At 47.9% G+C, this 25,977-nt stretch carries 31 protein-coding genes; 27 read left to right on the top strand and 4 right to left on the bottom strand.

The features are described from left to right. Nucleotides 1-120: 120 nt before the first annotated feature. From LAJLEIBI_RS17700 to LAJLEIBI_RS17675, 6 genes are all read left to right on the top strand, one after another. Entirely contained in the window at nt 121-384 is a 264-nt protein-coding gene (locus LAJLEIBI_RS17700) for a hypothetical protein (protein ID WP_006443540.1), read from the top strand. Nucleotides 385-438: 54 nt separating this feature from the next. Continuing rightward, a complete protein-coding gene (locus tag LAJLEIBI_RS17695; protein ID WP_040435118.1) occupies nt 439-2,433 on the top strand; it encodes a glycosyl hydrolase family 18 protein in 1,995 nt (664 codons plus the stop codon). A gap of 108 nt (nt 2,434-2,541) precedes the next feature. Beyond that, nucleotides 2,542-3,222: an N-acetylmuramoyl-L-alanine amidase family protein gene (locus LAJLEIBI_RS17690; RefSeq protein ID WP_006443537.1), complete on the top strand. Its 681-nt coding sequence runs from the start codon at nt 2,542-2,544 to the stop codon at nt 3,220-3,222. Nucleotides 3,223-3,242: 20 nt separating this feature from the next. Beyond that, nucleotides 3,243-4,295, top strand: a complete 1,053-nt coding sequence (locus LAJLEIBI_RS17685) for an L-threonylcarbamoyladenylate synthase (protein ID WP_006443536.1) — start codon at nt 3,243-3,245, stop codon at nt 4,293-4,295. Between the two features lie 20 nt (nt 4,296-4,315). Beyond that, the gene (gene upp, locus LAJLEIBI_RS17680; protein ID WP_040435117.1) at nt 4,316-4,945 is read left to right on the top strand and encodes a uracil phosphoribosyltransferase; all 630 of its coding nucleotides are present in this window, start codon (nt 4,316-4,318) and stop codon (nt 4,943-4,945) included. 30 nt (nt 4,946-4,975) lie between these two features. Beyond that, on the top strand, nt 4,976-5,464 hold the full coding sequence (locus LAJLEIBI_RS17675; protein ID WP_006443534.1) for a deoxycytidylate deaminase: 489 nt from the start codon (nt 4,976-4,978) through the stop codon (nt 5,462-5,464). A gap of 78 nt (nt 5,465-5,542) precedes the next feature. Here the strand turns inward: LAJLEIBI_RS17675 and LAJLEIBI_RS17670 are convergent, their stop codons facing one another. Then, nucleotides 5,543-5,779: a YaaL family protein gene (locus tag LAJLEIBI_RS17670; RefSeq protein WP_006443533.1), complete on the bottom strand. Its 237-nt coding sequence runs from the start codon at nt 5,777-5,779 to the stop codon at nt 5,543-5,545. A 122-nt stretch (nt 5,780-5,901) separates the two neighbouring features. Between LAJLEIBI_RS17670 and LAJLEIBI_RS17665 the strand changes: the two genes are divergently transcribed. From LAJLEIBI_RS17665 to LAJLEIBI_RS17610, 12 genes are all read left to right on the top strand, one after another. After that, entirely contained in the window at nt 5,902-6,111 is a 210-nt protein-coding gene (locus LAJLEIBI_RS17665; protein WP_040435603.1) for a pro-sigmaK processing inhibitor BofA family protein, read from the top strand. 229 nt (nt 6,112-6,340) lie between these two features. After that, the gene (locus LAJLEIBI_RS17660) at nt 6,341-7,261 is read left to right on the top strand and encodes a P-loop NTPase family protein (RefSeq protein WP_006443531.1); all 921 of its coding nucleotides are present in this window, start codon (nt 6,341-6,343) and stop codon (nt 7,259-7,261) included. After that, nucleotides 7,258-8,460 carry a CpaF family protein gene (locus tag LAJLEIBI_RS17655; RefSeq protein ID WP_006443530.1) on the top strand — a complete coding sequence of 401 codons (1,203 nt, stop codon included), beginning with the start codon at nt 7,258-7,260 and terminating at the stop codon, nt 8,458-8,460. The genes LAJLEIBI_RS17660 and LAJLEIBI_RS17655 overlap by 4 nt, the downstream gene beginning before the upstream one ends. After that, nucleotides 8,417-9,172: a type II secretion system F family protein gene (locus LAJLEIBI_RS17650; protein WP_006443529.1), complete on the top strand. Its 756-nt coding sequence runs from the start codon at nt 8,417-8,419 to the stop codon at nt 9,170-9,172. Before LAJLEIBI_RS17655 ends, LAJLEIBI_RS17650 begins: the two co-directional genes overlap by 44 nt. Nucleotides 9,173-9,195: 23 nt before the next feature. Further along, the gene (locus tag LAJLEIBI_RS17645; RefSeq protein WP_006443528.1) at nt 9,196-10,380 is read left to right on the top strand and encodes a hypothetical protein; all 1,185 of its coding nucleotides are present in this window, start codon (nt 9,196-9,198) and stop codon (nt 10,378-10,380) included. 14 nt (nt 10,381-10,394) lie between these two features. Next, nucleotides 10,395-10,571 carry a Flp1 family type IVb pilin gene (locus LAJLEIBI_RS17640; RefSeq protein WP_083790615.1) on the top strand — a complete coding sequence of 59 codons (177 nt, stop codon included), beginning with the start codon at nt 10,395-10,397 and terminating at the stop codon, nt 10,569-10,571. Nucleotides 10,572-10,593: 22 nt separating this feature from the next. Further along, nucleotides 10,594-11,961, top strand: a complete 1,368-nt coding sequence (locus LAJLEIBI_RS17635; protein ID WP_006443526.1) for a DUF5702 domain-containing protein — start codon at nt 10,594-10,596, stop codon at nt 11,959-11,961. Nucleotides 11,962-12,044: 83 nt separating this feature from the next. Beyond that, nucleotides 12,045-12,851: a TadE/TadG family type IV pilus assembly protein gene (locus LAJLEIBI_RS17630; RefSeq protein ID WP_006443525.1), complete on the top strand. Its 807-nt coding sequence runs from the start codon at nt 12,045-12,047 to the stop codon at nt 12,849-12,851. Further along, on the top strand, nt 12,839-13,270 hold the full coding sequence (locus tag LAJLEIBI_RS17625; RefSeq protein WP_040435116.1) for an A24 family peptidase: 432 nt from the start codon (nt 12,839-12,841) through the stop codon (nt 13,268-13,270). The genes LAJLEIBI_RS17630 and LAJLEIBI_RS17625 overlap by 13 nt, the downstream gene beginning before the upstream one ends. Before the next feature lies 1 nt (nt 13,271). Next, nucleotides 13,272-13,673: a TadE family protein gene (locus LAJLEIBI_RS17620; protein ID WP_006443523.1), complete on the top strand. Its 402-nt coding sequence runs from the start codon at nt 13,272-13,274 to the stop codon at nt 13,671-13,673. 5 nt (nt 13,674-13,678) lie between these two features. Then, on the top strand, nt 13,679-14,413 hold the full coding sequence (locus LAJLEIBI_RS17615; RefSeq protein ID WP_006443522.1) for a DUF6382 domain-containing protein: 735 nt from the start codon (nt 13,679-13,681) through the stop codon (nt 14,411-14,413). Nucleotides 14,414-14,506: 93 nt separating this feature from the next. Beyond that, nucleotides 14,507-15,133, top strand: coding sequence for a rhomboid family intramembrane serine protease (locus tag LAJLEIBI_RS17610; protein WP_040435115.1), 627 nt, complete (start codon nt 14,507-14,509; stop codon nt 15,131-15,133). Here the strand turns inward: LAJLEIBI_RS17610 and LAJLEIBI_RS17605 are convergent. Further along, a complete protein-coding gene (locus LAJLEIBI_RS17605; RefSeq protein WP_006443520.1) occupies nt 15,062-15,799 on the bottom strand; it encodes a sensor histidine kinase in 738 nt (245 codons plus the stop codon). The genes LAJLEIBI_RS17610 and LAJLEIBI_RS17605 overlap by 72 nt on opposite strands. A gap of 86 nt (nt 15,800-15,885) precedes the next feature. On the opposite strand from LAJLEIBI_RS17605, the gene LAJLEIBI_RS17600 reads away from it, so the two are divergent. After that, nucleotides 15,886-16,293: an HIT family protein gene (locus tag LAJLEIBI_RS17600; RefSeq protein ID WP_006443519.1), complete on the top strand. Its 408-nt coding sequence runs from the start codon at nt 15,886-15,888 to the stop codon at nt 16,291-16,293. A gap of 20 nt (nt 16,294-16,313) precedes the next feature. Then, nucleotides 16,314-16,856 (top strand): RNA polymerase sigma factor, encoded by a 543-nt coding sequence (locus LAJLEIBI_RS17595; protein WP_006443518.1) that lies wholly within the window; start codon nt 16,314-16,316, stop codon nt 16,854-16,856. Between the two features lie 55 nt (nt 16,857-16,911). Here the strand turns inward: LAJLEIBI_RS17595 and LAJLEIBI_RS17590 are convergent, their stop codons facing one another. After that, a complete protein-coding gene (locus tag LAJLEIBI_RS17590) occupies nt 16,912-17,979 on the bottom strand; it encodes an undecaprenyldiphospho-muramoylpentapeptide beta-N-acetylglucosaminyltransferase (protein WP_006443517.1) in 1,068 nt (355 codons plus the stop codon). Nucleotides 17,980-18,147: 168 nt separating this feature from the next. Here LAJLEIBI_RS17590 and LAJLEIBI_RS17585 point away from each other — a divergent pair, with 168 nt between their 5' ends. Both LAJLEIBI_RS17585 and LAJLEIBI_RS17580 read left to right on the top strand, forming a co-directional pair. Beyond that, nucleotides 18,148-18,972 carry a DUF4367 domain-containing protein gene (locus LAJLEIBI_RS17585; protein ID WP_006443516.1) on the top strand — a complete coding sequence of 275 codons (825 nt, stop codon included), beginning with the start codon at nt 18,148-18,150 and terminating at the stop codon, nt 18,970-18,972. A 71-nt stretch (nt 18,973-19,043) separates the two neighbouring features. After that, a complete protein-coding gene (locus tag LAJLEIBI_RS17580; RefSeq protein WP_006443515.1) occupies nt 19,044-19,526 on the top strand; it encodes a hypothetical protein in 483 nt (160 codons plus the stop codon). 293 nt (nt 19,527-19,819) lie between these two features. On the opposite strand, the gene LAJLEIBI_RS17575 is transcribed toward LAJLEIBI_RS17580, so the two are convergent. Next, a complete protein-coding gene (locus tag LAJLEIBI_RS17575; RefSeq protein WP_006443514.1) occupies nt 19,820-20,062 on the bottom strand; it encodes a TIGR03905 family TSCPD domain-containing protein in 243 nt (80 codons plus the stop codon). Nucleotides 20,063-20,296: 234 nt separating this feature from the next. Here LAJLEIBI_RS17575 and LAJLEIBI_RS17570 point away from each other — a divergent pair, with 234 nt between their 5' ends. The 5 genes from LAJLEIBI_RS17570 (at nt 20,297) to holB (ending at nt 25,977) form a co-directional block, all read left to right on the top strand. Further along, a complete protein-coding gene (locus LAJLEIBI_RS17570; protein WP_040435114.1) occupies nt 20,297-20,989 on the top strand; it encodes a 5'-methylthioadenosine/adenosylhomocysteine nucleosidase in 693 nt (230 codons plus the stop codon). Between the two features lie 130 nt (nt 20,990-21,119). Beyond that, complete coding sequence (locus LAJLEIBI_RS17565) at nt 21,120-21,998, top strand: hypothetical protein (RefSeq protein WP_040435113.1); 879 nt, start codon at nt 21,120-21,122, stop codon at nt 21,996-21,998. A gap of 65 nt (nt 21,999-22,063) precedes the next feature. Continuing rightward, entirely contained in the window at nt 22,064-23,413 is a 1,350-nt protein-coding gene (locus LAJLEIBI_RS17560; protein ID WP_006443511.1) for a glucose-6-phosphate isomerase, read from the top strand. A 64-nt stretch (nt 23,414-23,477) separates the two neighbouring features. After that, nucleotides 23,478-24,935, top strand: coding sequence for an aminotransferase class I/II-fold pyridoxal phosphate-dependent enzyme (locus LAJLEIBI_RS17555; RefSeq protein WP_006443510.1), 1,458 nt, complete (start codon nt 23,478-23,480; stop codon nt 24,933-24,935). Between the two features lie 52 nt (nt 24,936-24,987). After that, nucleotides 24,988-25,977 (top strand): DNA polymerase III subunit delta', encoded by a 990-nt coding sequence (gene holB / locus LAJLEIBI_RS17550; protein ID WP_006443509.1) that lies wholly within the window; start codon nt 24,988-24,990, stop codon nt 25,975-25,977.

The following is a 25,977-nucleotide window of genomic DNA, read 5'->3' as shown; positions in this document are numbered from 1 at the left end:
TATGCAGCTGGTCCGCATATACGGCCAATGTATCACGACGCATTTCTTCTGGCCGCGTATTAACAGTATATGCGCATACAGCCGTAGCTATCATCGCAATGTTATCGGAGGATACGTAAGATGAAAAATGAAATTTATAAATTTCTGTATAACGAGCTTACAGATTATGAGAAGGAGGGCGTCAGCCTGTCGATGGAGGGCAGTCCGGCCAGCCCGACACAGATCGTAGAAGCCCATATGATGCGGGAAGATGTATCGTATATGAGGGACTATGTCCTGGACGAGGACGGAGATATAAAAGAAGTGTGCTTTCATCACGTTAAGCTGCAGGAGAAAACTGCGGCTGTAGATACCCCTCAAAATAATAATAAAATGTCGAAATAGTTAATGACGAGTGTCGCAATTATTGCTATAATAGGGTCTAGTAGGAGGTGCAGCATGGACGAGAGACAAAGAAGAAGCCGCACAGCTTCGGACCGGTCCGGCAATACAGAACGTCCGGACAGGCAGCGGGCCCAGAGGAGCCAGACAGCGAGAGGGCAGGAAATAAGAGGACAAGGCTCCAGAACTCAAGGGACGAGAAGTCAGACGGGCAGAAGCCAGGCTTCCAGGAATCCGAACAGAAGACCGCAGACGGGAAGACCCGCAAACAGAAGGCCGTCAGCCAGAAGGCCGCAGACTAAGAGACGGAGAAGGAGAAACCTGGGTATACGGATATGCCTTACCGTTATTTTAATAATAGCAGCGATAGCAGCAGTATTTTTGTGGAGGCGGTACAGCCCTTCCAAGGAAAAGGCTGATTTGGATAAATATTATGGTATAGAACAAGAAGGACAGCTTGCTATTGTAGTCAATAACGAAGTGGTAGAGCCAAAAGGCATGATAGCAGACGGCAAAGCCTATATCCAGTATGAGATCGTCCGTGACTATATAAACAGCAGATTTTACTGGGATCCTAATGAGAATATACTCCTTTACACACTGCCGAAGGACATGGTATCGGTGGAAGTGGGCAGCAAGGATTATACGGTCTCTAAAGACAAGAACAGCGAAGACTACGTCATATTAAAAACAGAAGGAAGCACAGCATACATTGCTCTGGATTTTGTCCAGCAGTATACGAATATCGACTACGAAGTGTATGACGATCCGGAACGTGTTGTCATCGTCGGCGACTGGGGCGAGCATACGGTTGCCGCAGTGAAGAAAGATACACAGGTGAGATATCAGGGCGGAGTGAAGAGCCCGGTTCTCTCAGAGCTGAAAAAAGGCGGTGAAGTGACCGTTATCGAAAATGAAGATAACTGGAAAAAAGTCCGCACGAAAAACGGATTTATCGGTTACGTCAAAAACAGCGCGCTCAAAGACGCAGAGAAAAAGAACGTAACGAGAAAGTTTGAAGAGCAGGAATTTACAAATATTTCCAAAGATTACACGATAAACATGGCATGGCACAACGTGACCAACAGTGACGCCAACAGCAGCGTGCTGCAGAAGATCGCAGAGAGTAAGGGTCTTACGACAATTGCGCCCACATGGTTCCATGTGAAGGATACAGACGGAAATATGGATTCCATCGCGTCGACAGATTACGTCAATTACGCCCATCAGGCCAATATAGAAGTATGGGCAACGATACGGGACTTTGACGGCGGCATCAACTCATACGATGAAAGCTATGAACTGCTGAGCTATACGTCCAAGAGGGAAACACTTATCAACCAGCTTGTGGCGGAAGCGCTTCAGTCCAATATAGACGGAATCAATGTGGACTTTGAGAAGATTTCAGATGAATGCGGAGAGCACTATATCCAGTTCATCCGTGAGCTGTCCGTGCGCTGCAGGCAGAACGGACTCGTACTTTCCGTGGACAACTACGTGCCGAAGGGATTCAACATGCAGTATGACCGCAGGGAACAGGGAATCGTGGCAGATTATGTCGTGATCATGGGATATGACGAACATTATGCAGGCTCACCGGAAGCAGGCTCGGTTGCCTCTTATGATTTTGTGAAAGAGGGAATTGAAGAGACATTGAAAGAAGTACCGGCGGACAAGGTGATCAGCGGCATACCGTTCTTTACAAGACTGTGGGAGGAGACCCCGAAGACGGAAGAAGAACTGGCAAGCCAGAAAGGCACGGAAGAAGGCGAGTATGCCATGAAGGTAGAGAGCAAAGCCTACGGAATGACTGAGGCCAAAGACGTCGTAGCCCAGGCAGGAGCCGAGATCACATGGGACGATGCCGCAAAACAGAACTACGCCAAATGGGAAAGCGGCGGCGTGACATATGAGATCTGGCTGGAAGATGAGAAATCACTGGAAGCCAAGCTGGATCTGATGAAGCAGAACAAGCTGGCCGGAACAGCGGCATGGGCGCTCGGACTGGAAGACCCGAACGTATGGCAGCTCATACTGAAGTATGTGAATTAAAGAATGACGTGAAACAGGACATTTCCATCTGATTTTCCCGTCACTTAAAAATAAAATACCTCCGTCAGTCATATATTTAACCAATATAGACAGACAGGAGGTATTTTATTGCGCAAAAAAGTAGAGTTCCTACTTCTCATTTTGCTGCTCGCAGGGCTGATAACAGTCAGCAGAAATATTGGAAAATATGTATCCGGAGACAAAGTGGAGAAAGGGAAACAGGTGGTGGTGATCGATTCCGGTCACGGCGGGAATGACCCCGGCAAGATCGGGGTGAACGACGCGAATGAAAAAGATATTAACCTGGCAATAGCAAAAAAAGTCGAAAAAAGACTGAAGAAAAACAAGATCGAAGTTGTCATGACCCGGGAAGACGATTCGACACTGGCGAAAGAAGGCGACACGAACAAGAAAGTACAGGATATGAAGGCGAGAGTGCAGCTGATCAATGAGACAAAACCGGCCATGGTGGTGAGCATTCATCAGAACAGCTACCAGGACGCGGACATCCGTGGAGCACAGGTATTTTATTACAGCCATTCCCAGGACGGGAAAAATACGGCAGAACTTATGCAGAAGGCGCTGCTTGCGGTAGATAAAGACAATACAAGACAGGCCAAGGCCAACGATACATATTATCTGCTCAGAAGGACAGAAGTGCCAACGATCATCGTAGAATGCGGCTTTCTGAGCAATCCGGAGGAGGCCGCCAAGCTTGTTACGGAAGAATATCAGGATAAACTGGCCGATGCGATCACGCAGGGAATCCAATCTTGTCTGTCACAGTAGAGTGTAGTATAATTATTTCCATGGAGACAAAAATAATAAAAATAGACAAAAAACAGATAAATAAAAGCATGATACAGGAAGCCGGGGATATTCTAAAAAGAGGAGGACTTGTGGCATTTCCGACAGAGACGGTCTATGGACTTGGGGCAGATGCACTCAGCGAGGAGGCTGCGGCAAAGATATACGCGGCCAAAGGACGCCCGTCCGATAATCCTCTGATCGTCCATATCACAAACATGGGCGATCTTGAAAAGGTGGCGGAGAAGATCCCTGCGGAGGCTGTAAAGGTCGCCGGGAAATACTGGCCCGGACCTCTCACCATGATATTTCACAAGAAAGACATCGTTCCTTACGGAACAACAGGAGGGCTGGACACGGTGGCCGTCAGGATGCCAAGTCATGAGATCGCCAGGGAAGTCATTGATGCGGGCGGCGGTTTTATAGCCGCGCCGAGCGCAAATACGTCCGGGCGTCCAAGCCCTACGACCGCGCAGCACGTAAAAGAGGACATGGACGGGAGGATCGAGATGATAGTAGACGGCGGTCCTGTTGAGATAGGAGTAGAATCTACGATTCTCGATATGACAGTGACACCGCCCATGATACTGCGTCCGGGAGCGGTCACGGAAGAGATGCTGACAGAGCTGATAGGAGCAGTGGCAGTCGACCATACGCTTATCACGGCTGACAGCACGGAGGCGCCAAAGGCGCCGGGCATGAAATACCGGCACTACGCTCCGAATGCAGAACTGGTCATCATAGAAGGACCGGCCTCAAAAGTGACGGAAGAGATCAACAGACTTGCACGCGCCAGACAGAAAGAAGGCTATAAAGTCGGCATTATCGGGACAGAAGAGACCGTTTCCGGCTATACATCGGGCGATGTAAAAAGTATCGGCACACGGGAGGACGAATCGACGATCGCCGGCCGGCTGTACGCTGTACTGCGGGAATTTGACGACGACGGGGTAAACTATATCTACAGTGAATCATTTGCCACGGGAGGAATCGGAAGCGCCATTATGAACAGGCTTTTGAAAGCCGCCGGGCATCATGTGATAAATATTCAATGACAAACGAGGAGGAAAACAGCATGTCAAAGGTACAGGTGATGGAACACCCGCTGATTCAGCACAAAATCAGCTATATACGCAGAGAGGATGTAGGCTCCCGGGATTTCCGGGCAGTTGTCGGAGAGATCGCGGCGCTGATGTGCTATGAGGCGACATGGGACCTGAAGCTTAAAGATGTACAGATAAAAACACCTATCTGTGAGATGACAGGAAAAGAACTGAGCGGAAAGAAGATGGCGGTAGTGCCGATCCTGAGAGCAGGCATCGGCATGGTAGACGGTATCCTGAATATGATACCGGCCGCCAAAGTAGGACATATCGGATTATACCGGGATCCGGAGACATTTGAGCCGGTAGAATATTACTGTAAGCTTCCTGCGGACTGCGACGAACGGGAAGTGTTCGTGGTGGACCCGATGCTTGCCACCGGCGGTTCCAGCGTGGCGGCTATCCGCATGCTGAAGGAAAAGGGCGTAAAAAATATCCGCTTCATGTGTATCATCGCGGCGCCCGAAGGAGTGGAGCGCATGACGAAGGAACATCCGGACGTGGATCTGTACATCGGCGCGCTGGATGACCATCTCAACGACCAGAAATACATTGTTCCCGGGCTTGGAGATGCAGGGGACCGTATATTCGGAACAAAGTAACGTCCGTACGAGGCGAGGAGGAAAAGCGGTATGGGAGACAAAAGAAAAGATTATATCAGCTGGGATGAATATTTTATGGGGGTAGCCATGCTGTCAGGCATGCGCTCCAAGGACCCAAATACACAGGTCGGATGCTGTATCGTAAGTCAGGACAATAAAATACTGTCCATGGGATATAACGGACTTCCCATCGGCTGCTCGGACGACGAATTTCCCTGGGACAGGGAAGGGGAAGACCCGCTGGAGACAAAATATGTATACACCGTCCACAGTGAGCTGAACGCGATCCTCAACTACCGGGGCGGAAGTCTCGAGGGCGCAAAACTGTACGTCTCTCTGTTTCCGTGCAACGAATGCGCAAAAGCGATCATTCAGAGCGGAATCAAAGAAGTCATATTCGACTGCAACAAATATGAGGACACCGCGGCCGTAAAGGCGTCCATGCGCATGTTTGACGCAGCCGGAGTGAGGTATCACCAGTATCACAGAACAGAGCGGGAAGTAAAAATAAAATTATAAAAAACAGCCCTGTACCGGTTTTTGTTTAAAGGTACAGGGCTGTTTTTTTGTTTTGGCATACCGTGATGGGTCATTTCACTAGATCATCTTTGCCTGACGCAGCAGAAAGCGGTAGCGCTTCCAGGCTGCATTTCCTCTGTAGATATAACAGTCGATCAGATCAGGGTCGGAAGCATTTTGGAAATTTTCATATGCGTCTTCAATTTCCTGCCGCGCCTGAGCGATCTCCTCCACAAGAGTATTACTGTCAGGGTCGAAGGACAGCCGTCTGTATATGTCCTCTTCCGCGCCCTTTCCCCGTTGAAAAAGTTTCATAGGTCACCTCCAGCATAAGGTTATATGTCCTCTTTTTACCTAGTATAGACAATATTTGAGAATAAAATACCAGTTTGGCGGATATATATGAAAACAAGAGAAGAAAAAAAGGGGCTTTTGACATGCCAGAGGAAAGGCCGCATTTTGTAGTTAATTTTATTATACGCGCGATACTTGGAATTGCTATTATATTTTTTGTAAATGAGTTCCTTTCGGGAAAAGGGATCTCACTTCATGTGGGAATGAATCCGGTGACCTTTTTGACGTCCGGAGTTCTTGGTATTCCCGGGGTTGCGCTTTTATACGGAATTACATTCTATCAAAATTTGTAAGGGTTGCACAAAGTTTGAGTATTTTATAAAAAGAGATGGACAAGAGATTAAAGTACAGTTATAATCGTCCTACAAGTCAAATCTGATGGCTTGTATCTGATTGTTTTAGTTCTGGTTGATAGATTCAATCTTTTAGCTTACTGTATTGTTACGATTCAGTAAGTCATGTTATTCAAGGCCGTTTCGGCAAAGAGTTTCAAAGTAAAAAAATGAAAACAGGGAGGTACAGGTGGGCAGTAAGCGTTTGGTGATCTGCGATCCCGAGGACGGATATGCCTCTGCGCTTGCATCGTACTTTATGAGGAGAAAGGAACTTGCTTTTCAAGTATATGTATGTAAAAGCCTCCAGAAAGTACAGAAACTGCAGGAAGAGGAACATATTGATTATCTTATCGTCCCGGCAGACTGCGGCCGGAAAGAGCGGGAGCAGATTGCGGCGGACAAAAAGTTTATCCTTACGGTGAGCGGACAGGAGCAAGTCGGAAAAGACGAGATCCCTATCCAGAAATACCAGTCAGGGGAAGCGATCCTGACAGAAATAATCAACAGCTGCGGTTTGTATGACGATACCGGAGAACTTTTTTTCCGGACAGTAAAAAAGACCAGAGGCACATTGATCGGTGTATTTTCACCGGTACACAGAATAGGAAAGACAAGCTACGCGATCGAACTCGGCCAAAGGCTTGCCTCAAAGTCGGACGTGCTGTATGTGAATATGGAGATATACGGCGGCAGAGGAGGTGTTTTTGGAGAGAACCCAAGTTATACGCTGGCAGATATTCTGTACTATTCAAGACAGGAGAGCAAAAACCTGCCGCTGGTGCTGTCGGCGATGACCGGCCGGCTGAAAAATATGGACTGTATAAATCCAATGCCGGTGTCTGAGGACGTAAAGGAGGTGACGCCGCAGGAATGGACAGGCCTTATCCGTCAGATAATGGAAAACAGTATTTATGAAACGGTGATTCTTGATGTGGACGAAGGGCTGCGGGGTGTGTATGATATACTGCGGCTCTGTACAGAAGTACATATGCCGGCGGCAGAAGACGAAATGAGCTGTTCCAAAGTGAGACAGTTTGAAGAAGAGCTTCAGCTGCTCGGATACGAAGATGTATTACAGAAACTGAACAGAAAGGAACAGAAGGGATGATACAGGCAGAACAGTTACATGCCAGAATAATGGAAGAGCTGGATATGACCAGGGAGATAGAAGACGAGGAACTTACCGACCTGATCCACAGGGTACTTCAGGAAGCCTGCATACAGGAATATATCACGTTGAGAGAACGGACCGCGCTCGGCAAGGAACTGTTTAATGCATTCCGCAAGCTGGATCTGCTCCAGGAACTGCTGGAAGACGAACGGATCACCGAGATCATGATAAATGGTACAAAAAATATATTTATCGAGCAGGACGGACGGCTTTTCCAGACGGAGAAGCGCTTCACATCCAGAGATAAGCTGGAGGATGTGGTACAGCAGATCGTGTCAGGCGCCAACCGGACAGTCAATGAGGCGTCGCCTATTGCGGACGCCAGGCTGCCGGACGGGGCGAGAGTGAATGTGGTGCTCGCCCCGGTGGCGCTCGACGGTCCGATCGTCACGATCCGTAAGTTCCCAAAGGATACGATCACGATGGAACAGCTGATCGCATGGAATTCAGTCAGCCGCGAAGCGGCGGACTTTCTCACACTTCTCACCGCGGCGAAATACAATATCTTTATCAGCGGCGGAACCGGTTCAGGTAAGACAACTTTCTTAAACGCACTGTCACAGTACATTCCCGGAGACGAAAGAATTATTACGATCGAAGACAACGCAGAGCTGAGGATCATGGATATTCCCAATCTCGTACGCCTGGAGGCACGCAATGCAAATGTGGAAGGCACAGGGGAGATCACGATCCGAAGCCTTATAAAGACAGCGCTGCGCATGCGGCCGGACAGAATTATAGTAGGCGAGGTCCGTTCAGCCGAGGCCATAGACATGCTTCAGGCGCTCAACACCGGACATGACGGCAGTCTCAGCACAGGTCATGCCAACAGTCCGAAAGATATGCTCAGCCGCCTGGAAACAATGGTGCTTATGGGAATGGATCTCCCGCTTCCGGCCATACAGAGGCAGATCGCATCCGGTGTAGATATTATCGTCCATCTTGGAAGACTGAGAGATAAAAGCCGGAAGGTACTGGAGATCGTAGAGGTACTGGACTACGAGGAAGGCGGGATCACGCTGCGCCCGCTGTTTGCATACGAAGAGACGGGAGATACAGACGGAAGGATACAGGGCGAGTGGAGGAAAATAAATGAGATTGCGCACAGAGGCAAGCTGCTGGCAGCAGGATATTAAGCCGGAGGAATATGTGCAGGGGATACTGAAAAGTACGGTGATCACCGTACTGACGGCATGGCTTTACTACCGTTCTGCAATCGCCGTGCCATTGCTGGCGCCGGTATGGATCTGGCAGTACAGAATATGGAAAAAGGAATGCCTGCGCAGAAAATCCAGCAGTTTCCAGCTTCAGTTCAAGGACGCCATACAGTCGTTATCGTCTGCGCTCAGCACAGGCTATTCCGTGGAAAACGCATGGAAGGAGGCAGAGAAGGAGCTGAAGCTTTTATACAGGGAAAACGACAGGATTAGGAAGGAGCTTCACATCATCGTTTCCCAGATACGGGTAAATGTCCCGATGGAACAGATCATGGAGGAGTTTGCGGAGCGGGTGAGGCAGGAAGATGTGCGGAACTTTACGGCAGTATTCGCGGCGGCAAAAAAGAGCGGCGGCGATATGGTTGCCATCATCCGGAACACGGCCGGACAGATCGGGGACAAGGTTGAGGTGAAGCGGGAGATAGATACGATTCTGGCGTCCAGGGAATATGAGTTTAAAGTAATGTCCGCTGTCCCCTATGTGATCATAGGATATATGTCGTTAAGCTTCCCGGAGTTTATGCAGAACTTATATGGAAATGTATTAGGAACAGGAGTGATGACAGTATGTCTTGCAGCTTATATAGGCGCCTGCTGTCTTGGACAAAAGATAATAAGAATCGAAGTGTAGCTGCAGTCAGCGTTCTGCTTCTCATGGCAGCAGGCATCTTGTTTCTCATAATAGACGGAAAGGCATATGTGACCGAACTGGACGGGACGATATCGAGAAACCGGTATGGCGAAGGCAAAAAGACAGAGCAGCTGGAGGTCAGTGTTCAGGGCGGCGGGGAAAGAGAACCTTTGCAGATAGAAGTAGAAGAACAGCAGTATGATCCCCGGGAGATCAAAGAAGTATTTGACCAGGCCGTAAGCCAGATGGAACGGCGTATCCTCGGGAACAATAAAAGCCTGGACCGCATTGAAGAAAATATGGATCTCATACAGGAGATACCGGGCCGGCCGCTTGCGGTCGAGTGGGAGCTTGACCGGTATGACATCATGAATGTGTACGGGGAGATCCAGCAGGAAGCGCTCGATAAAAAAGGGAGTCTGATCCATTTGAAAGCAGTGCTTACATACAAAGAGGATCCCCGGAAACAGGCGCTCTATGAGTGCACAGCCATGGTCTTTCCGAAAACGGTGAAAGGCAGCGCCGCGCTTGTGGAAAAGGTAAAAAATGCTGTCAGGCAGAAAGAAGAAAATACAAGGACCGAAAAAGAACTGAAGCTTCCGGACAGGGTAGATGAAAAAGAAGTGTCATACTACAGGGAAATGGATATGAGAGGGGCAGTGCTCGTGGTCATGGCAGTTCTCACGGCCATCCTGCTTTATGCGCTGGAAAAGCAGAACCGATATAAACAGGAAAAAGAAAAAAGACTTCAGATGCTGCAGGATTATCCCGAGCTGGTCAATAAGTTTACGCTGTTTCTCGGCGCGGGGATGACAGTCAGAAACACATGGAGAAAGATCGTGCGCGATTATGAGAAGCAGACAGAGGAATGGGGCGTACGCTACGCCTATGAGGAGATGAAAGTTACCTTGAACGAGATGCAAAGCGGTATAACGGAAGCCGAGAGCTATGAACGGTTCGGACGGCACTGCAAAGTGCAGGAGTATGTCAAGTTCGGGGCGCTTTTATCCCAGAATCTCAGAAAGGGTACAAAGGATCTCGTGCACCTGCTGCGGATGGATGCTGTCCAGGCATTTGAAGAACGGAAGACGCGGGCCAGAAGACTTGGGGAAGAGGCGGGAACAAAGCTGCTGCTGCCGATGTTCCTCATGCTGACGGTAGTGCTTGTCATCGTTGTAGTGCCGGCCTTTTTGTCCATGCAGATGTAGAAAGGAGAATGAGAATGTGGAGAATTCAATACGTTATACACGTACTAAAAGATAAAAAAGGGATCGGGGTTGTGGAAGTCATTTTGATCCTGGTCGTCCTGATCGGACTTGTGATCATCTTTAAATCCCAGCTGACAAGTCTTGTACAGGCCATCTTTCAGAAGATCACAAGTGAGAGCTCCGGCATCTGACCGGGGCCGGCAGGAACAAGCTATGAAAAAAGGGGAAGTGACCGTATATTTAAGTCTCGTATTCATATTGCTCGTCTCCTTTGCAGGCGCCCTGCTGGAGAGCGCTTCTGTACAAAACGCCAAAAATTACAGACGGGCGGATATGGACCGGGCTGTAGAGTGTCTGTTCGCGGAATACCAGAGAGAACTGCTGGAAGAATATGCTATCTTTGCCCTGGAGGCAAGTTATGAGACGGGCAGTTACACGGAACAGAATATTAAAGAGCGGCTGTCGTTTTACGGCGCTGGGCAGATGGAACATAAAATAAAAAGAATCCAGTTTCTTACCGACAATGGATGCCGGCCGTTCTATGAACAGGTAAGCGCCTATATGCGCCATAAATATGGTCTGAACGCGATGGAGGACAAGCTGGGGGCGGCATCTGTATGGAAAGAGCAGGAGGAAAAGGCCGGAGTATATGAGCAGGAAGACAAGGAGGCGCAGAACGCGCTCGATGAACTGCTGTCAGAAAACGACAGTGAACTGCCCAAAGAAGAAAATCCGCTGGAACATGCAAAACAACTAAAACAGACGCCGCTTTTGAGCCTTGTAAGCCCAAAGGACATGCACATCTCAGAAAAATCTGTCCCGCCCGAAGGGCTGCTGGAAAGGCGGGAGCGCAATAAGGGATATGGGGATTTTTCGGACGTCGAGGAGGAGGAAGGAGCAGTATCCCGCCTTTTGCTCGGTGAGTATCTGCTGGAACATTTTAACTGTGCGGCAGACAAGGGGGAGAAGACCGGGGCGCTGGATTATGAACTGGAATATATTCTTAACGGGCAGCCCGGAGACCGGGAAAATCTGGAAAAAACAGCCCGAAAGCTGCTCCTCCTCCGGTTTGTGCCGAATTACGCGTATATACAGACGGACAGTGAGAAAAAGGCAGAAGCAAAGGCGGCCGCCCTGGCGCTCTGCTCTCTGATCGCTCTGCCCGCCGCGGCGGAGGCTGCGGCTCAGGGGATCCTGCTGGCATGGGCCTTCGGGGAGACGATAATAGACATACGCGCGCTCCTGAAAGGCAGTAAAGTGCCGCTTGTAAAATCAAAGGAGAGCTGGCAGCTTCAGTTTTCGTCACTGCTGACTCTTGGAACAGATACCGATTATACAGAAGGAAAAGACAGCGAGGACGGTCTGGATTACCGGGAATACATGAGAATTCTTCTCTTTCTTACCGACAGCGGAGATACAGGGCTTAGAACACTGGACATGATAGAACAGAACCTGCGGCGGGAGAAAGGCCTGGCTTTTTTCAAGGCAGACCAGTGTGTCAGCAGGATGGAGATAGAAACGTCTGTTCCACTCAGGAGAGGAATCACCTACCAGTTCCCGACTTATTACGGGTACCGATAGAGGCGGATGCAGATACCCTTCCGGTCCTCATTTATCCACAATAAACAACCACAGAATATGAAGAAAGGAGAAGGATTCGTACCATGAATAAGAATAGACTCCCCTCACAAAAAATCTATGATTATCATACCGGAAGGGTATCTGCGTCCGCCTCTGTCAAAGCAAGTATCACAGTAGAGGCCGCCATGGCGGTTCCCATCTTCTTTCTGGCAGTTGTCTGCCTCCTTTATCTTATGGAGATGGCTGCCATACAGACCGCAGTGCGCTCGGGTCTGCAATACGCGGGGAAAGGGCTGGCGAAGGAGGCTTACGTTCTTCCGGCCGCTGTTCCGTCAAAACTGGAGGCGGACGTAGTGAACGCCATAGGGGCCGACAGGCTGAACCGAAGTATAGTAGAAGGCGGCAGCGGGGGAATTCACTGTCATAAGTCGTGGATGTCACCGTCTACAGGAATCTGCAGTCTGGCGGCAGAGTACAGAATTAAGCTGCCCCTTCCGCTGTTCCGTCTTCCGTCGCCTTCCTATGAGATAAAAATGAAGATAAAAGGATGGACCGGATATGTGAAGGCCGGACTTAGCGGTGAAAGGGAGAAGACAGTCTATGTGACAGAGACCGGGATCGTATACCATGAGGATTATCATTGTACACATTTGGAGCTGTCAATACGCCCGGTGCAGGCGTCGGACGTCCCGGGACTTAGAAATGAGGACGGCGGAAAATACTATCCGTGCGAACACTGCGCCGGTTCAGGCTCCGGCGCGGTATTTATAACAGATTCAGGAAACAGGTATCACAGTTCGCTTGGCTGCAGCGGGCTGAAGAGAACAATTTATGCTGTCCCGGTATCCGAGGCAGTTGGAAAGGGGGCGTGCCAGCGGTGTGGAAAGTGAGCCAGATCATCTGTATTGGCGCACTGGCGGGAATGTCGGTGAGCGATATGATCTTCCGGAAGGTACCGGAGGGAATGCTTGTGACCGCAGGTGTGGGCGCCCTGCTGTACCAGTGCATGTTCAGAACCGCCGATGGGTGGCTTGTTCTGGCAGGCGCGGGAGTGGGCGGATGCTTTTTGCTCTTGAGCAAAGTGACGAAAGAAGGAATTGGTTACGGCGACAGCTGGGGCATTCTTATACTAGGAATCTATTTGGGAGTGTGGAACTTGCTCGGTCTGCTGCTTGGCGCGTTTGCGCTTCTTCTCCCTGCCGGGATGATCCTTTTCATGACCGGCCGCTGTAAAAGAAGGACATCCCTTCCATTTTACCCCTTTCTCACAGGCGGTTATATTCTCGTACTATTGACAGGAGTTGGTTAATATGCTGAAAGAGAGGAGACTGAACGGAAGTATGACAGTAGAGATGTCGTTTATTATGCCGGTTATTCTGCTGCTCATCATGCAGTGCGTCACCGCGGCCTTCTATTTTCACGATAAAAATATCATATCGGGTGCGGCCTATGAGACTGCAGTGGTCGGAAGCACGAAGGCCCATGAGAAGGATGGGGCCAAAGAGGGAGAACTAAAGCGGCTGTTCCGGGAGAGAGTGAATGGAAAATGCATTCTGTTTGCGGGAGCAGAGGCAGATATCAGCATCACAGAAAATGCAGTTTCAGTCACTGCCGCTGCGTCCGGAAAAGGACGGAAGCTCTCCGTAGTAAAAAAAGCCCGGGTCACGGAGCCGGAAGCATATATCAGAGATATGAGGAGAATAAGGAAATAGAGATTATGGAACGAAAAATATCAATTGAGACAGAGGGCATATACAGGGAAGACTATCAGATAAGAATGCTGAGGGCAAACCCGGTCGCCGGATTTCTGAAAATACAGGGTCAGGGTGTCGACGGTAAAACGAGATATGATTATGAAGTAAGCGGAAAAATATCGATGAAGGCAATGTATGAGCGGGGGAAATTAAGCAGCAGGGACATTGAGCTGTTTCTGCATCAACTCATGGCGCTCATCAAGGAGACAGAAAAATATCTGCTGAATATTCATTGTATCCTGCTGGAGCCGGAATATATATTTTATGAGGAAGAGACATTTTATTTTTGCTATTATCCTCCGGAGGAACATGACATATGGGAGGCGCTGAAATTACTTGCCGACTATTTTGTAAAGCATGCAGATTATAAAGACAGGGCATGCGTCCAGATGGTATTCATGCTGCACAAAGGCGTCATGGAAGAAAACTACAGCCTTGAAAAGCTGGCGGAGCAGTGTATGGATGCGGCAGGAAAAAACACATTTGAGGAGTGGAAAAAAGAGAACATGAAGACAGAAGATACGCCGCCTGCCTATGACAGACAGGAGCATGACTGGATCGCGGAGCAGGAGATGGCCGGCACGATCATGGAAGAGACGGAAAATATGTGGACCCCGGTCAAACGCTTTCTGAACAGGCACAGAAAACCAAAATGGGGAGATTTTGACGGGCTGTACATAGAGGAGGAAGAATTATAAATAATACAGTAGTTACTATTTTAGAGAAGGTATGATATACTAGGACTGACATAAAAAAGGAAAAAAATAACTATATAAGGGAAATACTGTATTATGAAAAATATAAAGATGGAAGCGCCCTGTACAGCGGTAATAGCTGCGGTCAATGTGATCGTATTTTTCGTCCTTTCATTTGGAGGAATGACGGAAGACGCAGGGTATATGCTGTCACACGGTGCAATGTATGTACCGTATATAACAGAACGCGGCGAGTGGTACCGGTTGTTTACGAGCATGTTTCTGCACTTTGGTTTTCAGCATCTCATGAACAACATGGTCATATTCGTACTGCTTGGCTGGAATCTGGAAGTTGAGATAGGAAAAATAAAATATTTGATCATATATTTTGCAAGCGGACTGTGCGGCAACGTTGTGTCTATGGCCGGAGATATGCGGACAGGAGAGTATGTTGTGTCAGCGGGTGCGTCGGGAGCGATCTTCGGGGTGATCGGAGCGCTTCTTTATGTGGCGCTTCGCAACCGCGGCCGGATCGGCAATGTATCCGGCCGGGGAATACTGTTCATGGTGATCATCAGCCTCTATTATGGATTTACCAGCGGCGGAGTGGACAACCTTGCCCACATTGGAGGCCTTGTGTCGGGGTTTCTGCTAGGCGTTCTTCTCTATTGGAAGAGAAAGAGTAAAAACCGTCGGTCCGCCGGGAACAGATACGGCAGATAAAGTCCCTTTGTGTGCCGAGGCTATGCGCCGCCCGATGGCGAGTCCAAGCCCTGTCCCGCCTTGCTTGTAAGTGACAAACGGCTCAAAGATATGTTCCATATCTTCCTGTGGAATTCCGCAGCCATTGTCTCTGACGCTGATGCAGAGTTTTCCGGCTTCTGTAAAAGCGTGGAAGTAGATAGCACCGTCCGGATTCACGGCGTCCTTTGCATTTTGCAGGAGATTGAGGATGACTTCTCTGAGCTTTACGGCATCTCCACAGATGACAGGGAGATCCGGTTCCAGTTTTGAGGTGAATTCAATACTGCTCTCGGCCAGAGAGGCTGCAAAAGAGAGCACAACAGGTCTCAAAAAGGAGGAGCAGTCAATTTCTGATAGCGAAAGACTTTCTCCATTGTTGAAGGCCGAGAGTTCTTCTAGCAGAATGGTCATATACTCTACATCAGAACGCATGCTGTCCCAGTATTTGTATGTACTGACCTCGGGATGCTGTGCCTCAATAAGCTGCAGCGTACTGTACACGAGGGTCAGCGGATTGCGGATCTCATGACTGATGCTGCTGATGGTCATCTTCTGTGACTCAAGGAGCTTTTGTAACAGCTCTTTTTTCTCAGGACTTTCGTCCATGATCTGTTGTAATTTGTCGAAGTCTGTCGTTGTAAACATAGTAATTACCGCCCTTTCTGAACTAACAGTTTAGCATTGGCGGTGTAAATAATCAATCATAAAATTTAAAAAGGAAGTGTATCATTATGAGAGAAGAAAATTGTATTTTTTGTAAACTTGCAAATGGGGAGATACCGACGGCTACATTATACGAAGATGAAGATTTCAGGGTAATTCTTGACGCAAGTCCGGCAGCCAAAGGACATGCACTCATTATACCGAAGGAACATTATGCCGACCTCTATGAACTGGACGATGAGGTCGCTGCGAAAGTGCTTGTTCTCGCCAGGAAGATGATCAAAAAGCTCACAGACATTCTGGGCTGCGACGGTTATAATATCGTGCAGAACAACGGGGAAGCGGCAGGGCAGACAGTATTCCATTTCCACATGCACCTCATTCCGAGACATAAAAACGACCAGGTAGGGCTCGGATGGAAGATGGGTGAGCTAAAGGATGAAGATGTAGAGGACATACTGGCTAAGATAAACTAGAAGAAAAGAAGGATGAACAGGTGGAAATCGAGTTTATAGGCAGGGTAGCTTTTGATGCAATCTATGAAGAAAATGTAAAGATTGTATACAAGACAGCATTACGTTACACCGGGAATCATCACGCGGCCGAAGAGATAGCACAGAATGTGTTTGTGAAATTGTATACGGTTATGGAACACGTCAATCTGAGTGCGGTAAGGTCCTGGCTGATTGTGACGACGAGAAATATGTCTCTCAATTACAAAAGGGACGGAAAGCGTGAGATTCTGTCTGACGAAATGCATGAAGACTGGACGATGGAAAGTTCGGAAGACGAATTTGAGAAAAGGCTTCAGGAAAAAGAGTATAAAGAATTTGCAGATCATATCTTTGAAGAACTGTACCGGATAAACGAGCGATGGTACGAAGCAGTAACATTGACTTACTGTCTTGAAAAATCACAAAGGGAAGTAGCAGAAATAATGGGAGTTTCTGTGGAAGTGCTGCACAGTATGTTATACCGGGCAAAGAAATGGATTAGAAAGAACTATGAAGACCAGTTTGAACTTTTGAACAAAGCATAGAAACAGGTGCCGCAATGACACCTGTTTTCTGCATCCTGTTACACAAAGGAACAAATTATTTATTTACAACGGATTCAATCAAATCTATGATTGTATCGATGGAATTTTGCTGTGAGGATTTCTTCATAGCTTCTATGTAGGAATCCTTGCGCTCATATAATCGGTTGATCGAAGAAAGCAGAACGTCTTTGTCCAGTTCTTCCTCTTCCAGCACAGCGCTGAATCCCTGACGTTCAAAAGAGCGGGCATTCAGAATCTGGTCACCGCGGCTTGCGTTGGCGGAAAGCGGAATAAGAAGATTCGGTTTGTGAAGGGCCAGCAGTTCACATATGGCGTTTGCGCCTGCACGTGATATGACGATATCTGTGAGCGCAAACAAGTCCTTTAATTCTTCTTTAATGTACTCGAATTGTGCATAGCCCTCCAATCCCTTCAGGGATTCATCAATCTTGCCCCGTCCGCACAAGTGGACAACCTGATAGGAGTTCAATAATTCGGGAAGTATAGAACGCACGGCATCATTTACCGCAACAGAACCGAGGCTCCCTCCTATGATCAGTATTACGGGTTTATCTGACTTAAATCCAAGAAATTCACGCGCTTTGTATTTGTCCCCGGACAGTAATTCCTGACGGATAGGGGAACCGGTCAGAACAGCTTTCCCTGCGGGAAGATGCTCCAGCGTCTCAGGGAAATTGCAGCATACCTTTGTCGCGGAAGGAATGGACAGCTTGTTTGCAAGCCCGGGGGTCATATCTGATTCGTGGATGATCGTCGGCACCTTGCGCCGCTTTCCGGCCATGACAACGGGTACGGAGACAAACCCCCCCTTGGAGAAGATGACATCCGGCTTTAATATTTTGACGAGCCTTTTGGCCTCACCGAGCCCTTTGACTACACGGAAAGGGTCTGTAAAGTTCTGGACACTGAAATAACGGCGCAGCTTTCCGGAAGAGATTCCGTGGTAAGGAATACCGAATTGTTCGATCAGTTCCTTTTCAATGCCGTTGTAAGAACCAATGTAATGAATATCATATTGTAATTCTTTGAGACGCGGAAGAAGGGCGATATTCGGAGTGACGTGGCCCGCCGTACCGCCGCCGGTTAAGATGATACGTTTCATAGTGACCTCCCAATCTTGATATATACGTATACTATATCATATTGAACTTAATGTTCAATAAGTATAAATAATGCCAGCAGAAAGCATTTTGTTACCCTTATAATATACGTTTACAGGGGGATTGGTCAAGAGTAAGAGAAAAGGCAGGTAATAAAAAGAGGTAAATATATGAAAGATAAACTAGACAATACGGAACAGCTTATTCAAAAAGAGTTCCATAATGAGGCAGACAGCATAGAGAAAGATGTGGAGACAATCTGTGCGGATGAAGTCGTTACAGAAAAAATCACGGACGAGATCCGTTCAAACGTTGATAAAAATATAGATCAATATGAGAAGGAAAGAATATACTCTCTTCTGCCGGAAGAAGATAAAAAAGCGCTTGAGATCGGCCGAAGGATACAGCGGAAGAAACCGGGAAAGAGGAAAAAGATGTATCTGAGCCTGGCAGCAGCGCTTGTTTTGGCTATGGCGATAGGGGTGACAAGTCTGGGCGGGCCGGAGAGGGTTGTAAAATTGATAAAGCAGTCTGTGGGACAACGAGAAGTCAGAAAAACTAACCGGGGTTATGTAAAGGAATATAAAGAAGAAAATGAAGAGGAAGCATACCAAAAAGTCAAAGATGTATTTGGATGTGATATTGTAAAGATAATTCCATGTGTTAAAGGAATGAAATTTCAAAATAGTAAAATAGATGAAACATTACAAATTTCGGAACTATATTATAAATTAAATGGTGAGCTTATAAGTTATTATGTAAATGCATCTTATTCGGCGACATCTTGGGGAATAGATGTAGAAGATAAAGTATTAAATAATAGGACAGAGACAATTAATGGGTGTACTTTGGAAATTAAAGAGTATAGTACAGAAAAGACAGGGACGCAAAGATATTCAGTAGAGTTTGAGTATCAAGGGTTAGAATATTTTTTAATTGGAACTCTTAATGAGGAAGAATTGAAATTAATTTTACGAAATTTATATTTTTTTTAAAAATGTGCGTCAGTTTTTGTCGAGATATGTGTCTTTATATATGAGGGCAAAGGTAAGTATGGAGGTTGAGGATGAAAAAGAAGATAATATCAATGGGTTTTACTTTGATATTATTCCTGAGTTTGCTAGTTACTAATGTGACTGAAACAAAAGCATCGTCAGACATTCCAAAAGTTGATGGTTCCTATCTTACGTATAATGAAGAATCCATAGGTTATGCATTAAAAATAACTAGAGGTGAAGATCTTCTAAACGGATACTCTAAAATTGTACGATTAGGACCTGGTTGTATTTATGTAGGTGGTACAACCGTAGCTGCGCATACCGTGGCAAAAGTAAAGATAGCTGTTCTTGTTGAGAGAATCAAGGAAAATGGTGTTTCCTGGGAATATTACGAAAATTGGAGTAAAGAGAACTTTGATTCAGATCGCGTATCAGCTAACCGCCAGTTGAATGTAGATGGTGGATATTTTTACAGAGTGAGGTGTACACACTCAGCCAATAGTGATGTGAGCAGCTCATTTACAGATGGGATTTTCATCGAAGAACCGTAGATATTATCAACTGAAATCCGAAATCTCTAAAGTAACAAAGCAACATTTAATGCACCATCCGAAGGAACTGTAGTAAGCACCGCTTGCGGTGCAGGAGAAACTATTAACAATAATTTCGACCTTACATTGAGAAACCGTAGGCTCACGTAACGAGCTAAAGTCGTCGCGAGCGGTGCTTACTGCGGTTCCTTCGGATACCAGAAAGAACTTAAGGACTAATCAAGAGAGGATACAAGGCTCCCCAGCCCTGTATCCTTTCCCCGTTACAGAAGCAATATTGATATTATCTGTATTTAGCGCTGTGTTGCTGCTCTCAGGGCTTTTGCAAGCTGATCCGGGCAGGATGTGCCTTTGCCGCCGCAGTCGATGCCTTCCATGCGTGCGATCGCCTCGTCTACTTTCATTCCTGTTACGAGTCTGGCGATTCCCTGTGTGTTTCCGCTGCATCCTCCCACAAACTGAACATTTTTGATAATGTCATCCTCCACGTCCAGATGGATGAGCCGAGAGCAGACTCCGTGTGGTCTATATTCCATGATGTCTTCCTCCTAAAATTTTATTTAATATTGTTTAACTATATTTATTGAGCCATATCAGTTCAATAGTGTATAAATTCACATAACAAATTATAACAAAGATATATCAAAATTTCCACATGTATATTGCCGTACCTTGCAAAGCAGGCTGCCATCCACTATAATGATACGAAGCAGGCGCCGGACGGCGCACTTTTATACTATGATAGAATATATTCAGCCAGGAGGAGCGATATGATAGGAATTATAGGAGCCATGGAAGAAGAAGTGGCAGCCCTGAAAGAGGCCATGGAGATCGAGGAGACTGTGACAAGGGCATCCATGGAATTCTGCCGGGGTATCTTGTGCGGGAAAGAAGCGGTTGTAGTGCAGAGCGGGATCGGGAAAGTAAATGCGGCGGTGTGCGCGCAGATACTGGTCGACTGCTTTCATACAGATATGATCATCAATACCGGAGTGGCGGGCTCACTGGACGCCTCCATCGATATCGGGGACATGGTTATCTCTACAGATGCCCTGTACCACGATGTGGACGCGTCTTTCGTCGGAGATCCGGTTGGACAGGTGCCGAGGATGGACACGCTTGCGTTCCCGGCCGATGAAGAGCTGGTGCAAAAGGCAGTGGAGGCTAACCGGCAGGTGAATCCGGATATCCATACATTTACCGGGAGAATTGCGAGCGGGGATCAGTTTATCTCCTCCGGCGCCGTGAAGGATAAGATAAAGGAGAACTTCCGTCCGCTCTGTGTGGAGATGGAAGGAGCGGGCATTGCGCAGACCGCATACCTGAACAAAGTTTCGTATGTCATCATTCGAGCGATTTCTGATAAAGCTGACAACAGTGCGGCCATGGACTACCCTGCTTTTGAAGAGCTTGCAATCGCACACAGCATAAGGCTTGTAAAACAATTGGTGGAAAATATATAAGATGTGCCTCGGGAAGATCTGAACAGATTAGACAGATTTTACTCTGCCCGGAGGCAGAATATGTAGAATGGTTTTTGGTACCCTCCTTCGCGACTTCGGTTATAATCGAATCAAGAAGGAGGGCTTTTTTATGTTAGAATTTATATTGGACAAGTACATTTTATTTGTGCTTATGGGAGTTATGACAGTATTGGGGATCATCAGTAAACTGATTGTGAATGTTACGCTCAAGCGTATGGTGCATGCGGCGGGAAATATGAATAAAAGTACACATCCCCTCATGCGTCTTGTGCGCGCCAAGTTTGAACATGCATGTATGATCAGCGACACCGTAGAGAATGTCAATGTGTTTGTGGACAAGTACCTGTACGAATACAGGACGGCAGGCATGAAGCTCCACAGCTGGAGGCGCATGGAGAAGGCGGCCGCGGGAATGTGTCTGCTCATAGGGGCGGCGGGCGCGGCGCTTGAGTACGTGGTAAACGGAATGCAGGACATGGTGCTCAAAACAGGCGCGGCGGGCGCGGGTCTTGCGATACTCGTCTTTCTCTTCCATCTGACGACGGATGAGAATTACCGCCTGGAAGCCGTGAGAAATTACATGGTCGATTATCTGGAAAATGTATGTCTGCGCCGCTACGAAAAGACATATCAGAAAGAACTGAAGGTAATGGCGCCGGAATCACCGGCAGTGGAGTTCGGCGCGGTATCGGACAAGGCGATCGAAGCGGAAGAGAAAAAGGACGACCGGGGGACGCCGGAGCGGCCTATGCCGGCGCGGGAAGTGCCGTCTCCGTCCACAAAGCCGGAGATCACGCCGCCTGTAATGCCGGAACCGTATGAGGTGCCGGATGTGAAGGACCCGATCAAGGCAATAGTTGAAACTGCGGTCAAAGAGGAGATCAAGGAACCTGTACAGAAAAGGGAAGAGAAGAAGCCGGAGAAAAAGCCGGAGCCGATGGCCAAGGATATGCTCATCCGTCAGATCCTGGAAGAGTTTATGGCTTGATTAAACCTTCCTGATTTGCTAAAATGAATACGATATATACTTTAAGATAGAAGGGAAGGGTCACTATGGAAAATAAAGTAACATTTGACTATTCAAAAGCAAAGACATTTATCTGCGATCATGAACTGGAGTCCATGAAAAATATTGCAGAGCAGGCAAAAGCAGAGCTTCTTTCAAGAGAAGGAGCGGGGAATGATTTCCTTGGGTGGATTGACCTTCCTGTTGACTATGATAAAGAAGAATTCGCGCGGATCAAGAAAGCTGCAAAACGGATCCAGAGTGATTCGGAAGTATTGCTTGTGATCGGCATCGGAGGTTCTTATCTCGGCGCAAGAGCTGCGATAGAATTTCTCCGCCATAACTTTTATAACATGGTTTCTAAGGAGATCAGAAAGACGCCTGAAATATATTATGTAGGAAACAGCATCAGCAGTACATATCTGAAGCATCTGATCGACGTAATAGGAGAACGGGACTTTTCCGTAAATATCATCTCCAAATCGGGGACGACGACAGAGCCGGCGATCGCTTTCCGTATTTTTAAGGAAATGCTGGAGAAGAGATATGGAAAGGCTGAGGCCGGAAAGAGAATCTACGCCACGACGGACAAGGAAAGAGGCGCGCTCAAGAATCTTGCCGATGAGGAAGGCTATGATACCTTTGTCGTGCCGGACGATGTGGGCGGACGTTTCTCCGTACTCACGGCAGTAGGCCTTCTGCCTATCGCAGTGAGCGGAGCGGATATAGACAGGCTGATGGAAGGCGCCGCATCCGGCAGGGAGATGGCGCTGAACACTCCGTTTGAAGAAAATGACGCCATGCTTTATGCGGCAGTGCGCAATATTCTCCACCGCAAAGGCAAGGCGGTAGAGATCCTTGCAAATTATGAGCCAAGCCTCCACTATGTATCTGAGTGGTGGAAGCAGTTATACGGCGAGAGTGAAGGCAAGGACCAGAAGGGGATCTTCCCTGCGTCGGTGGACCTTACTACTGACCTGCACTCGATGGGACAGTTTATCCAGGACGGAAGCCGCGTCATGTATGAGACAGTTCTGAATGTGGAGAATTCCGCGGAAGAGATCATCCTCCACGAGGAACCGGTCGACCTGGACGGGCTGAATTATCTGGCAGGAAAAAGTGTTGATTTTGTCAACAAGAGTGCCATGAACGGCACGATACTTGCCCATACGGACGGCAATGTGCCGAATCTGATGGTCAACATACCGAAGCAGGATGAATATTCTCTCGGACAGCTGTTTTATTTCTTTGAATTTGCGTGCGGTGTGAGCGGCTACATCCTCGGCGTTAATCCGTTTAACCAGCCGGGGGTTGAAAGCTACAAGAAAAATATGTTCGCGCTTCTCGGAAAGCCGGGATTTGAAAAAGAAAGAGAAGAGCTGCTCAAGAGGTTATAATATCACCTTACGCGGACACAGGCAGTCCGGTAAGCGTACATGGAGAAGAAAGCAGCAGCGTTATATGAACACACTTTATGATAAATTAAATGAATATAGTGATTCTGATTTCTACGGATTTCACATGCCGGGGCATAAACGAAATACAAAACTGCTCAGAACAGATGTCCCATATCACATTGACATTACGGAGATCGAAGGCTTTGACGACCTCCACCACGCGGACGGTATTCTAAGAGCAGCCCAGGAAAGGGCGGCCTTCGTCTACCAGGCGGAGGAGACGCATTTTCTCGTCAATGGAAGTACGGTAGGGATCTTGAGCGCTGTTGCGGGCGTGACTAAAAAAGGAGACACGGTACTTGTGGCGAGAAACTGTCACAAGTCCGTGTATCATGCTATATATCTGAATGAGTTAGATCCTGTTTATTTGTATCCGGGATTCAGTACAGACACCTGTCTGAACACGGAAATATCTGCCGGAGATGTAAAGCGTGCGTTAGAAAGACATCCGCATATACGGGCGGTCATTATCGTCTCGCCCACCTATGACGGAGTTGTGTCGGATGTTGAGGCCATTGCGGCGGCGGCCCATGAAAAAGGGATTCCGCTGATCGTCGATGAGGCCCACGGGGCACACTTTGGATTCCATCCTTATTTTCCAGACAATTCCAACACAAAGGGAGCGGACATCGTGATACACAGTCTGCATAAAACACTGCCGTCGCTGACCCAGACAGCATTGCTGCATATGAACGGGAAGCTTGTAAAACGCCGGAAGGTGAGAGATTATCTGCATATGCTTCAGACGAGCAGCCCGTCTTATGTGCTGATGGCTAGTATAGATTCCTGCATTGATATGCTGGAAAATGGGGGCCGCGGGCTGTTTGAGCCGTATGTAAAGCTGCTAGAGCGCACGCGCACGGAGTTAAAGGGGCTTCACTGTCTGAAGCTGGCGGAGACGGCGCATTTTGACCGCTCCAAGATCGTCATATCGGCGAAAGATTCAGATATGACGGGACGAATGCTTTACAAAGCGCTTTTGGAGGATTATCATTTACAGATGGAGATGGCCGCGGGCACGTATGTGCTGGCCATGACGTCTGTGGCAGATACAGAGGACGGGATGGACCGCCTTGTCTGTGCACTGCGCGAAATCGACCGTGAAACAGGCAGGCGTATGAAGAAGAGACCGGACAAGGCCGTATCCGGACGACCGGGCATACCTTTTGGGGGGATCCTGCCGCGCCTTGAAGTAGTCTTTTGCAGTTTTGCGGCAGCGGCTCTGGCGGAAGGAACGGACATATCCGAAAAAGGGCATGCAAAGTTTGTTCCCCGGGAGGAAAGCGCAGGATGCATTTCTCTGGAATATGCGTATCTGTATCCGCCGGGAACTCCTTTGATCGTTCCGGGAGAAAAGGTATCGGAAGAGGCCGCACATATGTTACAATGGTACCAGGACATGGGATATTCTGTGGAAGGGCCGGCGCGGGAGCGGTATATAGAGGTCTGGATGCAGGAATAATATAACAGCAACTAATGTACGTTTTTAAGAAAAAATACTAGGGGAATACAAAATGGGAAGTTTTAAAGATGTGGTTGGCCACAAAAACATTATCGACTATATAAGAAGTGCGGTGCAGGAAGACAAGGTGTCGCACGCATATATACTGAACGGGGAAAAAGGAGCGGGGAAAAAGATGCTCGCAACTTTATTCGCGACAACGCTGCTCTGTGAGAAGGCAGGTCCTGATCCGTGCAATGAGTGCCATTCCTGCAGGCAGGCAGAAAGTGGGAACCACCCGGATATCATCAGAGTGACTCATGAGAAGCCAAATACGATCAGTGTGGATGACATCCGTGAACAGGTCAACGGCACGATCATGATAAAGCCTTATCAGGGGCCGTATAAGATATATATCATCCCGCAGGCGGATATGATGTCTGTTCAGGCGCAGAACGCGCTGCTTAAGACGATCGAGGAGCCGCCGGAGTACGCGGTCATTATGCTGCTGACAGAAAATGCGGATACGCTCCTTCCGACGATCGCCTCCCGGTGTGTCATGCTGAAGCTTCGGAATATCAAGGATACACTCATTAAAAAGTATCTGATGGAGACGATGGAAGTGCCGGATTATAAGGCAGACATGTGCACGGCATTTGCCCAGGGCAATATGGGACGGGCGATACTGCTTGCGAATTCGGAGTATTTTAACGAGATACGCGAGGAGGCGGTGCAGCTTCTGAAGTATATTCCGGAGATGGAGCTGAGCGAGATCGTGGATGCAGTAAAGCGCATTACGACTTATAAATTGGAGATCAACGACTACCTGGACATTATAATGGTATGGTTCAGGGACGTCTTGTTATATAAAGCGACGAAAGATATGGACAGGGTAGTGTTTAAGGACCAGATCAAATATATAAAAGAACAGGCGAGGAAGAGTTCGTATGAAGGGATCGAGCTGATTCTGGACAGCCTGGAAAAAGCCAAGACGAGACTAAAGGCAAATGTCAATTTTGAACTGGCGATGGAGCTTCTGTTCCTTACCATAAAGGAGAATTAG

It is taken from the genome of [Clostridium] hylemonae DSM 15053 (assembly GCF_008281175.1).
GTDB classification, from domain to species: domain Bacteria; phylum Bacillota; class Clostridia; order Lachnospirales; family Lachnospiraceae; genus Extibacter; species Extibacter hylemonae.
The sequence above is the reverse complement of the archived record's forward strand: the minus strand, read 5'-3'. Positions and strand labels throughout refer to the sequence as shown.

Bases quoted from the DNA above. Each gene is read 5' to 3' on its own strand.
- LAJLEIBI_RS17700 (WP_006443540.1), top strand. From the start codon at position 121: ATGAAAAATGAAATTTATAAATTTCTGTATAACGAGCTTACAGATTAT.
- LAJLEIBI_RS17695 (WP_040435118.1), top strand. From the start codon at position 439: ATGGACGAGAGACAAAGAAGAAGCCGCACAGCTTCGGACCGGTCCGGC.
- LAJLEIBI_RS17685 (WP_006443536.1), top strand. From the start codon at position 3,243: ATGGAGACAAAAATAATAAAAATAGACAAAAAACAGATAAATAAAAGC.
- upp (WP_040435117.1), top strand. From the start codon at position 4,316: ATGTCAAAGGTACAGGTGATGGAACACCCGCTGATTCAGCACAAAATC.
- LAJLEIBI_RS17675 (WP_006443534.1), top strand. From the start codon at position 4,976: ATGGGAGACAAAAGAAAAGATTATATCAGCTGGGATGAATATTTTATG.
- LAJLEIBI_RS17670 (WP_006443533.1), bottom strand. From the start codon at position 5,779: ATGAAACTTTTTCAACGGGGAAAGGGCGCGGAAGAGGACATATACAGA.
- LAJLEIBI_RS17665 (WP_040435603.1), top strand. From the start codon at position 5,902: ATGCCAGAGGAAAGGCCGCATTTTGTAGTTAATTTTATTATACGCGCG.
- LAJLEIBI_RS17655 (WP_006443530.1), top strand. From the start codon at position 7,258: ATGATACAGGCAGAACAGTTACATGCCAGAATAATGGAAGAGCTGGAT.
- LAJLEIBI_RS17650 (WP_006443529.1), top strand. From the start codon at position 8,417: ATGAGATTGCGCACAGAGGCAAGCTGCTGGCAGCAGGATATTAAGCCG.
- LAJLEIBI_RS17645 (WP_006443528.1), top strand. From the start codon at position 9,196: ATGGCAGCAGGCATCTTGTTTCTCATAATAGACGGAAAGGCATATGTG.
- LAJLEIBI_RS17640 (WP_083790615.1), top strand. From the start codon at position 10,395: ATGTGGAGAATTCAATACGTTATACACGTACTAAAAGATAAAAAAGGG.
- LAJLEIBI_RS17635 (WP_006443526.1), top strand. From the start codon at position 10,594: ATGAAAAAAGGGGAAGTGACCGTATATTTAAGTCTCGTATTCATATTG.
- LAJLEIBI_RS17630 (WP_006443525.1), top strand. From the start codon at position 12,045: ATGAATAAGAATAGACTCCCCTCACAAAAAATCTATGATTATCATACC.
- LAJLEIBI_RS17620 (WP_006443523.1), top strand. From the start codon at position 13,272: ATGCTGAAAGAGAGGAGACTGAACGGAAGTATGACAGTAGAGATGTCG.
- LAJLEIBI_RS17615 (WP_006443522.1), top strand. From the start codon at position 13,679: ATGGAACGAAAAATATCAATTGAGACAGAGGGCATATACAGGGAAGAC.
- LAJLEIBI_RS17610 (WP_040435115.1), top strand. From the start codon at position 14,507: ATGAAAAATATAAAGATGGAAGCGCCCTGTACAGCGGTAATAGCTGCG.
- LAJLEIBI_RS17605 (WP_006443520.1), bottom strand. From the start codon at position 15,799: ATGTTTACAACGACAGACTTCGACAAATTACAACAGATCATGGACGAA.
- LAJLEIBI_RS17600 (WP_006443519.1), top strand. From the start codon at position 15,886: ATGAGAGAAGAAAATTGTATTTTTTGTAAACTTGCAAATGGGGAGATA.
- LAJLEIBI_RS17590 (WP_006443517.1), bottom strand. From the start codon at position 17,979: ATGAAACGTATCATCTTAACCGGCGGCGGTACGGCGGGCCACGTCACT.
- LAJLEIBI_RS17585 (WP_006443516.1), top strand. From the start codon at position 18,148: ATGAAAGATAAACTAGACAATACGGAACAGCTTATTCAAAAAGAGTTC.
- LAJLEIBI_RS17580 (WP_006443515.1), top strand. From the start codon at position 19,044: ATGAAAAAGAAGATAATATCAATGGGTTTTACTTTGATATTATTCCTG.
- LAJLEIBI_RS17575 (WP_006443514.1), bottom strand. From the start codon at position 20,062: ATGGAATATAGACCACACGGAGTCTGCTCTCGGCTCATCCATCTGGAC.
- LAJLEIBI_RS17570 (WP_040435114.1), top strand. From the start codon at position 20,297: ATGATAGGAATTATAGGAGCCATGGAAGAAGAAGTGGCAGCCCTGAAA.
- LAJLEIBI_RS17565 (WP_040435113.1), top strand. From the start codon at position 21,120: ATGTTAGAATTTATATTGGACAAGTACATTTTATTTGTGCTTATGGGA.
- LAJLEIBI_RS17560 (WP_006443511.1), top strand. From the start codon at position 22,064: ATGGAAAATAAAGTAACATTTGACTATTCAAAAGCAAAGACATTTATC.
- LAJLEIBI_RS17555 (WP_006443510.1), top strand. From the start codon at position 23,478: ATGAACACACTTTATGATAAATTAAATGAATATAGTGATTCTGATTTC.
- holB (WP_006443509.1), top strand. From the start codon at position 24,988: ATGGGAAGTTTTAAAGATGTGGTTGGCCACAAAAACATTATCGACTAT.